This window comes from Pararhizobium sp. PWRC1-1 (assembly GCF_049897905.1).
Lineage (GTDB): Bacteria > Pseudomonadota > Alphaproteobacteria > Rhizobiales > Rhizobiaceae > Pararhizobium.
The window spans coordinates 1-828 of sequence record NZ_JAFCXE010000075.1; the positions used below are offsets into that span (position 1 = coordinate 1).

Annotated in this window: 1 protein-coding gene and 1 pseudogene; both read right to left on the reverse strand. The window is 60.7% G+C overall.

What is annotated here, in order from left to right; translation table 11 throughout:
• Positions 1-350, reverse strand: a pseudogene (locus ACP7E0_RS34965) (electron transfer flavoprotein subunit alpha/FixB family protein); the annotation flags it as partial.
• A gap of 31 nt (positions 351-381) precedes the next feature.
• On the reverse strand, positions 382-828 hold a 447-nt coding region (locus ACP7E0_RS34970; RefSeq protein WP_426131953.1), incomplete at its 5' end, for an electron transfer flavoprotein subunit beta/FixA family protein.

Consider the following 828-nt stretch of genomic DNA (forward strand, 5'->3'; position numbering starts at 1 on the left):
ACTTCGGTGATTTCGGAGATCTGGGCAATGTCGAGCAGGGCTGCGACGCGCGGCAGGACGTTCTTGCCGGTCGAGGTGGCGGCCGAGATGATGGTGTCATAGGACCCGGCGAGCGATACGATCAGGGCTGCCAAGGGCTCAGCCAGATTGTTGGCAAGGTCGTCGCTTTCGGCGAGCAGGACCTTGGACACGCCGGTGAGTTTTGCGGCAGCATCGGCTGCAGCCTTTGCGCCGTTGCCTGCCACCAGCACATGCACGTCGCCGCCGATTTTCGAGGCAGCCGTCAGCGTCTTGGCGGTCTGGTCGGACAGAGTTGCGTTGTCGTGGTCAGCCAGAAGAAGAATGGCCATGATGTTAGTCTCCTTTTCTTTTCTGGACTTGTTAGAGCACGCCGGCTTCGTTTTTCAGCTTGTCGACGAGTTCGGCGACGGTCTTGACCTTGATGCCGGCCTTGCGGCCCGACGGCTCCTCGGTCTTCAGAACTTTCAGGCGCGGTGTGGTATCGACGCCGAAATCGGCTGGCGACTTCTTGTCGAGCGGCTTCTTCTTCGCCTTCATGATGTTCGGCAGCGAGGCGTAGCGCGGTTCGTTCAAACGCAGGTCGGTGGTCACGACCGCCGGCAGCTTGATCTCGATGGTCTGCAGACCACCATCGACTTCACGGGTAACCTGCGCCTTGCCGTCACCGATCTCGATCTTCGAGGCAAACGTCCCTTGCGCCCAGCCGAGCAGCGCCGAGAGCATCTGGCCGGTCTGGTTGCTATCATCGTCGATTGCCTGCTTGCCGACAATGATCAGGCCGGGCTGTTCTGCCTCGGCCACGCCTTT